Raw genomic sequence first — 9,119 nt, 5'->3', positions numbered from 1 at the left:
GGCGGCGCCGAGTTGCTGGGCACTGCGCACCACCTCCTCGTAGGTGATCACGTAGCCGAGCGCCGAATCCTTCAGGGCCACCACCATCTGTGAGATGAGCGCGGGCAGCATGGCCGTGATCGCCTGGGGGAGCAGGATGAGCCGCATCAGCTGGCCCTTGCGCAACCCGAGCGCGACACCCGCCTCGGACTGTCCTTTCGGCAGCGAGAGGATGCCCGCGCGGACGATTTCGGCGATCACCGATCCGTTGTAGATCGTCAGCGCGGTGACCACCGCCGCCAGCGCCAGGTACTCCGAATCGAACAGGTCGTATTCGGAGTACAGCGCGAACAGGAAGATCATCAGGATCAGCACCGGGATGGCGCGGGCGATCTCGACGACCGTACCGGCCGTCCAGCGCACCCAGGCATGGTCCGAGAGCCGTGCGATACCGAAGACCATACCCAGCACCAGCGCGAAGACGATCGACAGCAGCGCCGCGACGACCGTGCCGCGCAGGCCCGGCAGGATATAGGTGCTCCACACCGCGCCGTCGAGGAACGGTTCCCATTTCTCGGCGGTGAACTGACCCTTGTCCGCGAAACCGCGATAGACGAACCAGCCGGCGGCGAGCACCGCGACCAGGATGACGACCGAGTAGATCAGGTTGCGGACCTTGGCGACCGGGCCGGGCGCGTCGTAGAGAACAGATGCCTCGCGCATCAGCGTGCCACCTCGTATCGTTTGGCCAGGGTGCCGAACAGCAGTCCGGCCGGCAGCGTCAGGATCACGAAACCGAGCGTGAAGATGGCGCCGATGGACAGCAGGGCCGCCTCGGTCTCGATCATGTTCTTCATCAGGAACGAGGCCTCCGCCACGCTGATCGCCGAGGCGACCGTCGTGTTCTTGGTCAGCGCGATGAAGACGCTGCCCAGCGGGCCGATGACCGAGCGGAATGCCTGGGGCAGCACGATGATCCGCAGGTTCTGCAGGAAGCTCAGCCCCAGCGAACGTCCCGCCTCGGACTGCCCCAGCGGTACGGTGTTGATACCGGCGCGCAGTGATTCACAGACGAATGCCGCCGTGTACACGCTCAATCCGATAACCGCCCAGCGGAAATTGTTGTCGGCCAGCGAGGTCGGTCCTTCGGAGGCCAGGTTCATTCCGAGCGTGGAGTACAGGCCCAGCGAGCAGAACACCAGGATCAGGGTGAGCGGGGTGTTGCGGAACACGGTCACATAGGCCGTACCGGCCCACCGTGCCACCGGAACCGGCGAGACCCGCATCCCGGCCACGATCGTGCCCAGAACGAGCGCCCCCACCGTGGACAGCAGGGTGAGTTTGATGGTCATCCAGAATGCCTCGAGCAACTGGGTGTCGTATTCCGAGATCAAATCGAACACAGTGGTTACGCGCCTCCGATTGGCGGAATTGGGCCGATCGCGGGTCCGGGCCGGCTGCGGCCCGGACCCGCGGTTCGGTGGGTCAGTACCGGTCCACCTTCGGGGCCTCCGGGGTCTCGTAGCTCGAGGCCTTGCCGACAACATCCTGGAAGGCGGTCGCCCAGGCGCCCGAGGAGATCATTTCCTCGATCGCGTCGTTGATCTTGTCGCGGGTTTCCTTATCGCCCTTCTTCACACCGATGCCGTAGTTCTCGGTGGTGAACGGCTCGCCGACGACCTTGTACTTACCGGGCGACTGCGAGGCGTAGCCGGCGAGAATGATGTCGTCGGTGGTCACCGCCGCCACGGCGCCGCTGTTGAGGCCCTCCAGGCACAGCGAGTACGTGTCATAGGTCTGCAGCTGGGTGTCGGGGTACTTCTTCTGGATGTTCTGCGCGGGCGTGGAGCCGGTCACCGAGCACACGGTCTTGCCGGCCAGATCCTGCGGGCCGTTGATCGCGTTGTTGTCGGCCCGTACGAGCAGGCTCTGCCCGGCGACGTAATAGGGCCCGGCGAAATCGACCTTCTCCTTGCGGGAGTCGGTGATCGAGTAGGTGGCGACGACGAAATCGACCTGCCCGTTCTCGATCAGGGTTTCGCGCTGCGCGGACGGGGCTTCCTTGAAGGTGATGGCATCGGGCTGGACGCCCAGTTTGGAGGCCACGTACTTGGCGACCTCGACATCGAATCCGCTGTAGGTGCCGTCGGTGTTGCGCAGGCCCAAGCCCGGCTGATCGTATTTGATGCCGATCGTGAGCTCGCCCTCCTGGGCGTTCTCCAGCGCGGTCTTATCGCTACCGCCACCGCAGGCCGCGGTGGAGACCACGGCGGCGGTCACGGCGACCGCACCGACCGCGAGGCGGAATGCTCGGTTGATCCTCATCGGTTTCCTTCCCTCATCTCGATGGCGCTGTGCCATCGCGTGTGCCTGTGTCCGCACGGGCGGACGCGCCGGCGTCCGATCGGTATCGCCGGGCGCGCGTCGGTTCAGTGGCTCAGGATCTTGCCCAGGAAATCCTTGGCGCGTTCGGATTCGGGCGCACTGAAGAACGTCTCCGGGTCGGTGTCCTCCACGACCTGGCCGTCGGCCATGAACAGGACCCGGTCGCCGGCGCGCCGGGCGAAACCCATCTCGTGGGTGACGACCAGCATGGTCATACCCTCCTTCGCGAGGGACACCATGACCTCGAGGACCTCGTTGACCATTTCGGGGTCGAGGGCCGAGGTCGGCTCGTCGAACAGCATCACCTTGGGGCTCATGGCCAGCGCCCGGGCGATGGCGACGCGCTGCTGCTGGCCGCCGGACAGCTGCGCCGGGTACTTGTCGGCCTGGTTCGCGATACCGACCCGGTCGAGCAGCTCCATGGCCCGGCTGCGCGCCGCGTCCTTCTTGGTCCCGCGCACCTTGACCGGCGCGAGCATCACGTTCTCGACGATCGTCTTGTGGGCGAAGAGGTTGAACGACTGGAACACCATGCCGACATCGGCGCGCAGCGCGGCCAGCGCCTTGCCCTCGGCGGGCAGCCGGACACCGTCGACCAGGATCTCACCGGAGTCGATGGGTTCGAGGCGGTTGATCGTGCGGCACAGCGTCGACTTCCCGGAGCCCGACGGCCCGAGTACGATCACGACCTGCCCGCGGGGCACCTCGAGGTTGATATCACGCAGAACGTGCAGAGCACCGAAGTGCTTGTCGACCGCGCGCATGGAGATCATCGGTGGCGCGGCGTTGTCGCCGGCTGCAACGGGAGAGTCGGCATCGGTGGCGTCGATCATGGTCCAAACCATAAGCCCGTTTTCTCTGATTCGCGGACCTTCGGGCGACACGCTGGGCGCCACACCGGGCGGATATCCCGCCTTAACCCGATGATCATCTATCGTATTCAATTCGCTCCGACCCGATTTGGGCCGTTTTCCCGCTTGCCGTGCGCCCCCGCGGCCGGGCACACGGTTCCGGAATCCGGGATCGGCGGAGGTGACGTGACCGGGCTCACGGTCCACGCCCGGCCCTGGTCGGAGCCGAGGCACGCGGAGACCCGAGTGCGGATCTGCCGGAAGAGACCCGGATGGCGGGCCGTACCCTGGACGCGTGGATTCGATCGGACAGGTAGCGCCGCCCACCCGGATCGAGCCGGCCGGCGCACGCAGTTACGAGGTCCGCACCTTCGGTTGCCAGATGAACGTGCACGATTCCGAACGCTTGTCCGGCCTGCTCGAGGATGCGGGCTATACGAAGGCCGTGCCCGGGGCGACGGCCGACCTGGTCGTCTTCAACACCTGCGCGGTGCGGGAGAACGCGGACAACAAGCTGTACGGCACCCTCGGGCACCTCGCGCCGGTCAAGGCGTCGCGGCCGGGTATGCAGATCGCCGTCGGCGGCTGCCTGGCGCAGAAGGACCGCGATACCGTGGTGCGCAAGGCGCCCTGGGTGGACGTGGTGTTCGGGACGCATAATCTCGGTGCGCTGCCGGTGCTGCTGGAGCGGGCGCGGCACAACGACGAGGCCCAGGTCGAGATCCTCGAATCGCTGGAGGCGTTCCCCTCGACGCTGCCCGCGCGGCGGGAGTCGGCATACGCGGGCTGGGTGTCGATCTCGGTCGGCTGCAACAACACCTGCACCTTCTGCATCGTGCCGTCGCTACGCGGCAAAGAGGTCGACCGGCGCCCCGGCGATATTCTCGCCGAGGTGCAGGCGCTGGTGGAGCAGGGCGTCCTGGAGGTCACGCTGCTGGGGCAGAACGTCAACGCCTACGGGGCGTCGTTCGCCGATCCCGATCAGCCCCGCGACCGCGGCGCCTTCGCGAAACTGCTGCGCGCCTGCGGCGGTATCGACGGACTGGAGCGGGTCCGCTTCACCTCGCCGCATCCGGCCGAGTTCACCGACGATGTCATCGAGGCGATGGCGCAGACCCCCAATGTCTGCCCGCAGTTGCATATGCCGCTGCAGTCCGGCTCGGACCGGGTGCTCAAGGCCATGCGCCGGTCCTACCGGAAGGCCCGGTTCCTGGGCATCATCGACAAGGTCCGGGCGGTGATGCCGCATGCCGCGATCACCACCGACATCATCGTCGGCTTCCCGGGTGAGACCGAGGAGGATTTCCAGGAGACCCTGGACGTGGTGCGGCAGGCCCGGTTCACCAGCGCCTTCACCTTCCAATACTCGCCCCGGCCCGGTACACCGGCGGCGGAGATGGGCGATCAGGTGCCCAAAGAAGTCGTGCGGCAGCGCTACGACCGGCTGATCGCGCTGCAGGAGCAGATCTGCCTGGACGCCAACAACGAACTGCTGGGCACCGAGGTGGAGCTGCTGGTCGCGGCGGGCGCAGGTAAGAAGAACGCCGCCACGGCCCGGATGAGCGGGCGGGCCCGCGACGGCCGGCTGGTGCATTTCCGGCCCGACGGTGCCGCCGAGCCGATCCGGCCCGGCGATCTCGTGACCGTGACGGTGACCGACGCGGCGCCGCATCATCTGATCGCGGACTCCGGGGTCCGCACCCACCGGCGTACCCGGGCCGGTGACGCGCACGAAGCCGGGACCACCCCGAAGACGGCGCCCATCGGCGTCGGGCTGGGGATGCCGCGGATCGGGGCGCCCGAACCGGAGCCGGTGGCCTCCGGATGCGCTTCGGGTTGCGGAATATGACGACCCCCGCGGGGCACGGTGCGGACCGGGAACACGGGCCCGGCCCCGGCGAGGGGACCGGAGCGGAGGCGGCGGGCTCTTCCGCCGATCCGGGCGTGCCCGGCGGTGCCGGTTCGGCCGGGGATCCCGGCGGCGCCGGTGAAAGCGGTGCCGAGGAAACAGCCGACGGAAACGAGGACGATGTGAAACCGGCCGAGGCCACCGAGAAATTCGAGGAGTTCCGCGACGACCTGGACGCGGTGGAGCGCAGGATCGCGGGTGAGATCGACCCCGGAGTGCGGGCCATGGTGGTGGCGGGCGCGGTATTCGTCCTGCTGCTGTCGCTGGTGCTGCCCCATGCCGGTGGCGCCCGCGGATTCGATGTGCTGCTCGGATCGGAGGCCGCCGCCGCCGAGCACATCGGACTGCCGTCGCGGATCTTCGTCTGGTTCGTGGCGCTGTTCGGGATCGTGTTCTCACTGCTGGCGCTGATGACCCGGCGCTGGGTGCTGGCCTGGATCGCGGTCGCCGGATCGGCGATCGGGAGCGCGTTCGGAGTCTTCTCGATCTGGCATCGGCAGACCCCGGGGCTCAACAACTATGTCGGTGCGGGCCCGGGGATCGGACTGATCCTGGGCACGCTCGCGATCATGGTGCTCACCTTCCACTGGGTGAAAGTGGTGTGGAGCCGCACCGCGGTCCAGCTGGCCGCCGAGGAGCAGCGCCGTATCGCCGCCGCGGAGGAGGAACAGCGGCAGCGGCGGCACCGGCTCGGCGAGGACTGACCGCGGTTCCGGCCGGGCGGCGATCAGCCCCGGCCGGGGCCGGGCCGACCGGCGAGATCAGAGATTGCTGACCGCGCCCTCCGCCGCCTCGGCCCATTCCCGCCACTGTTTGGCCTGGTCGAGGGCGCGCTCCGCATCCCGGGTCTTACCGGCCGCGGTGGCCTTGGCCGCCTGCTCCTCGAACTGCGCGACCCGTTCGCGGAACTGCGCGGCGCGGGCCAGCGCCTCGGGGTCGGTACGTCGCCACTGCGCATCGGCCGCCTGGCGCACCCGCTTCTCCACCGCGCGCAGCCGCGCCTCCAGGTCGTGCATCCGCTCGCGCGGCACCTTCCCGATCGCATCCCAGCGTTCCTGCAGGTCACGCAGTGCGGCCCGGGCGCTCTCCAGATCGGCGTCGGGGTCGATGGCCGATTCGTAGCTGCCCAGCAGCTCCTCTTTCGCCGTCGCGTTATCGGCGAATTCCGCGTCGCGTTCGGAAGCGGCGGCGTTGCGGGCCGCGAAGAAGACGTCCTGCGCGCTCTTGAACCGGCGCCACAGCGCCTCGTCGGCCTCGCGCGGGGCCCGGCCGGCGTTCTTCCACTCGACGAGCAGTTCCCGGAAGACGGCGGCGGTGCCGGGCCAATCGGTGGAAGCCGAGAGCTCCTCGGCCTGTACGCACAGCTCTTCCTTGCGGACCTTCGCCGCCGCGCGTTCCCGGTCGAGCTCGGCGAAATGGGCGCCGCGGCGGCGGTTGAACGCCTCCCGCGCCTTGGAATAGCGCCGCCACAGGGCGTCGTCGACCTTGCGGTCCACGCCGCGGATCGTCTTCCATTCATCGAGGATCTCGCGCAAGCGGTCGCCGGCGGCCTTCCACTGGGTGGATTCGGCGGCGATCTCCTCGGCCTCGGCGGCGAGCGCCTCCTTGCGCTCGGTGTGCTCGTGCCGGGTGCGTTCCTTCTCCTCTTTCGCGTGCGCGGCGGCTTCGTCGGAATGCTCGGCGATGGCGCGCAGCCGCTTGGACAGCCCCTCGATATCGCCGATGACGGCGGCGGTGGGCAGCGTATCGGCGAGCGCGAGTGCGGCGGCCTTGGTCTTGCGCGCATCGGTACCGGCGGCGAGCCGGGCCTCGAGCAGCGCGACCTCGGTGGCGAGATCATCGAATCGGCGGCCGAAATGGGCGAGCCCCTCGGCGGCATCCCCGGCCTGCCAGGAGCCGACGACCCGTTCACCGTCGGCGGTTTTCACCCATGCGGTGCCGTCCTCGTCGACGCGGCCCCAGAGCGCGGGATCGGTGGCGGAGGGCACCACCACCGGATGCGGATGCTCGGTGGCCGGAGTCGCCGATTTCATCGCCGCGGGGGAAGGGTGCATATCGCCGGGTTTGGGACGGTTGCGCGGTTTCGGAGCGGTGGACGGGCGACCGGGAGTCCCGGGGCCGGGTTTGGCGGTTCCGTTGCTGTGGGTCATTGCTCCTCGTCCCTGCCGCGCGTCACGGCTGCCTGGTTTACGCGCTGCGCATTCTGGCTATGCTCTGCTCATTCTGGCTACGCCCGCTCATTCTGGCTACGTCTGCCCGTTCCGACCAATCTGTCCGCTGTCGTACACACCGAGCCGGCCGCCGCGTACGAACCGAATCCGCCATCCGGCGGCGAACCCGCCGCGATCCGGTTGCGCCGTCCGCCGCGGGCGGCATACGTCCGGACCTGCGGTTCCGGACCCTGTGCGAACAGGTCCGAATACTTCGCACCCTAGCAATTGCGACCCGGTTTCCGGGAGAGACACTCGTAGCTCGGCTCTGCCGGCGACCGTGGCCTGCCGCACCGGCCGGGTCCGGGCCGGGTGGGCACGGGCTACGGTTGACCGTGTGTTCTGTCTAGCGGCCCTCGTCCCCTCGCCGCCCGTTCTGGTGCCCGAGTTGTGTGGCGGTCCGGCGGTGGCGGATCCGGAAACCGCCCCGGACGCGACGCTGGGCGCGCTGCGATCGGAGGTTCTCGCGGTGGGCGCGGCGCTGGCCGAGGCGGCATCGCAGTGGATCGTGCTGGGGGTGGGGAGCACCGAACAGCGCTACGACACCGACACCGTGGGCACCTTCCGGGGATTCGGCCGCGATGTGCGAGTCTCGCTGGGCGGTCCGGCGGACGGATCGGCCCAGGCGGATCCCGGACTACCGCTGGCGGTACTGATCGCGGGCTGGTTGCGGGGCGCGGTGGCGCCGCACGCGACGGCTCGCGCCCATCTCGTCGCGGCCGACGGACCGGCCCAGCGCTGTGCCGAGATCGGCGCCAAACTACGGGCCGAACTCGACGCGACGGACGAACCGCGGGGAGTACTGGTCGTCGCCGACGGTGCGGCGACCCTGTCGCAGGCGGCGCCGGGGTACTTCGACGCACGGGCCGCGGCGACGCAGGCCGAACTGGAGCGGGCGCTCACCGGCGGTGACCGCGCCGCCCTGCTGGAACTCGACCCCGGCCTCTGCGCCGAGCTCATGCTGTCCGGCCGGGCCGCGTACCAGACACTGGCCGGTCTCTTCGCCGCCGATACCGAACAACCCGAGACGGTCGAGCGCTACCGCGATTCGCCCTTCGGTGTCGGCTACTACGCCGGGCTGTGGCGGCCCGGGGGAGGGCCGCGGTGAGCGGGCCCCGGCCGGTCGCGGTGGTCGGGCCCACGGCCACCGGGAAATCGGATCTCGCTCTCGACCTGGCCGAACAGCTCGGCGGCGAGATCGTGAACATCGACGCGATGCAGCTGTACCGGGGGATGGATATCGGGACCGCGAAGCTGGCGCCGGAGCAGCGGCGCGGAATCGCGCACCACCAACTCGACGTACTCGATGTCACCGAGACCGCGACGGTGGCCTCCTACCAGGCGGCCGCCAGCGCGGATGTCGAGGCCGTCATGGCGCGCGGCCGGATACCCGTGGTGGTGGGTGGTTCGATGATGTACATCCAGGCCCTCCTCGACGAATGGGAGTTCCCCGCGACCGATCCGCGGGTGCGGGCCCGCTGGGAGGGCCTGCTCGCCGGGCAGGGCGTCGCCGCGGTCCACGAGGCGCTGCGGCGGGCCGATCCGGTCGCCGCGGCGACCATCCTGCCGACCGACGGTCGGCGCATGGTGCGGGCGCTCGAGGTCGTGGAACTCACCGGTAAACCCTTCGCGGCATCCGCCCCGGTGATCGGCGAACCGCGCTGGGGGACCCGCATCCTCGGGGTGGACCGGGAAACCGCCGAACTGGACCGGCGGATCGCCGAACGCACCGAGGCGATGTTCGGCGCCGGACTGGTCGACGAGGTCCACGCCCTGATCGAGCAG

Annotated in this window: 9 protein-coding genes; 4 read left to right on the top strand and 5 right to left on the bottom strand. The window is 69.2% G+C overall.

The window, feature by feature from the left end; translation table 11 throughout:
* From ACWDU1_RS24565 to ACWDU1_RS24550, 4 genes are all read right to left on the bottom strand, one after another.
* On the bottom strand, window positions 1–705 hold a 705-nt coding region (locus tag ACWDU1_RS24565), incomplete at its 3' end, for an amino acid ABC transporter permease (RefSeq protein ID WP_450001912.1).
* Complete coding sequence (locus ACWDU1_RS24560; protein ID WP_450001908.1) at window positions 702–1,382, bottom strand: amino acid ABC transporter permease; 681 nt, start codon at window positions 1,380–1,382, stop codon at window positions 702–704. The genes ACWDU1_RS24565 and ACWDU1_RS24560, both read right to left, overlap by 4 nt.
* 82 nt (window positions 1,383–1,464) lie before the next feature.
* Complete coding sequence (locus ACWDU1_RS24555; RefSeq protein WP_450001906.1) at window positions 1,465–2,304, bottom strand: glutamate ABC transporter substrate-binding protein; 840 nt, start codon at window positions 2,302–2,304, stop codon at window positions 1,465–1,467.
* Between the two features lie 104 nt (window positions 2,305–2,408).
* Window positions 2,409–3,137, bottom strand: a complete 729-nt coding sequence (locus ACWDU1_RS24550) for an amino acid ABC transporter ATP-binding protein (protein WP_450001910.1) — start codon at window positions 3,135–3,137, stop codon at window positions 2,409–2,411.
* Between the two features lie 373 nt (window positions 3,138–3,510).
* On the opposite strand from ACWDU1_RS24550, the gene miaB reads away from it, so the two are divergent.
* Both miaB and ACWDU1_RS24540 read left to right on the top strand, forming a co-directional pair.
* Window positions 3,511–5,064, top strand: coding sequence for a tRNA (N6-isopentenyl adenosine(37)-C2)-methylthiotransferase MiaB (gene miaB, locus ACWDU1_RS24545; RefSeq protein ID WP_450001904.1), 1,554 nt, complete (start codon window positions 3,511–3,513; stop codon window positions 5,062–5,064).
* Window positions 5,061–5,828 (top strand): Rv2732c family membrane protein, encoded by a 768-nt coding sequence (locus ACWDU1_RS24540; protein WP_450001903.1) that lies wholly within the window; start codon window positions 5,061–5,063, stop codon window positions 5,826–5,828. Before miaB ends, ACWDU1_RS24540 begins: the two co-directional genes overlap by 4 nt.
* A 57-nt stretch (window positions 5,829–5,885) precedes the next feature.
* On the opposite strand, the gene ACWDU1_RS24535 is transcribed toward ACWDU1_RS24540, so the two are convergent.
* Entirely contained in the window at window positions 5,886–7,274 is a 1,389-nt protein-coding gene (locus ACWDU1_RS24535) for a DUF349 domain-containing protein (RefSeq protein ID WP_450001901.1), read from the bottom strand.
* A 397-nt stretch (window positions 7,275–7,671) separates the two neighbouring features.
* Here ACWDU1_RS24535 and ACWDU1_RS24530 point away from each other — a divergent pair, with 397 nt between their 5' ends.
* Both ACWDU1_RS24530 and miaA read left to right on the top strand, forming a co-directional pair.
* Window positions 7,672–8,442: a hypothetical protein gene (locus ACWDU1_RS24530; RefSeq protein ID WP_450001899.1), complete on the top strand. Its 771-nt coding sequence runs from the start codon at window positions 7,672–7,674 to the stop codon at window positions 8,440–8,442.
* A partial coding sequence (gene miaA / locus ACWDU1_RS24525) for a tRNA (adenosine(37)-N6)-dimethylallyltransferase MiaA (protein ID WP_450001897.1) occupies window positions 8,439–9,119 on the top strand: 681 nt, incomplete at its 3' end. The genes ACWDU1_RS24530 and miaA, both read left to right, overlap by 4 nt.

The sequence above is a fragment of the Nocardia sp. NPDC003345 genome (assembly GCF_053589395.1).
This window is presented reverse-complemented; position numbering and strand designations above follow the sequence as displayed.

What these genes read in the sequence shown, in the direction of transcription:
- ACWDU1_RS24540 (WP_450001903.1), top strand. Translation starts at nt 5,061, where the DNA reads ATGACGACCCCCGCGGGGCACGGTGCGGACCGGGAACACGGGCCCGGC.
- ACWDU1_RS24535 (WP_450001901.1), bottom strand. Translation starts at nt 7,274, where the DNA reads ATGACCCACAGCAACGGAACCGCCAAACCCGGCCCCGGGACTCCCGGT.
- ACWDU1_RS24550 (WP_450001910.1), bottom strand. Translation starts at nt 3,137, where the DNA reads ATGATCTCCATGCGCGCGGTCGACAAGCACTTCGGTGCTCTGCACGTT.
- ACWDU1_RS24555 (WP_450001906.1), bottom strand. Translation starts at nt 2,304, where the DNA reads ATGAGGATCAACCGAGCATTCCGCCTCGCGGTCGGTGCGGTCGCCGTG.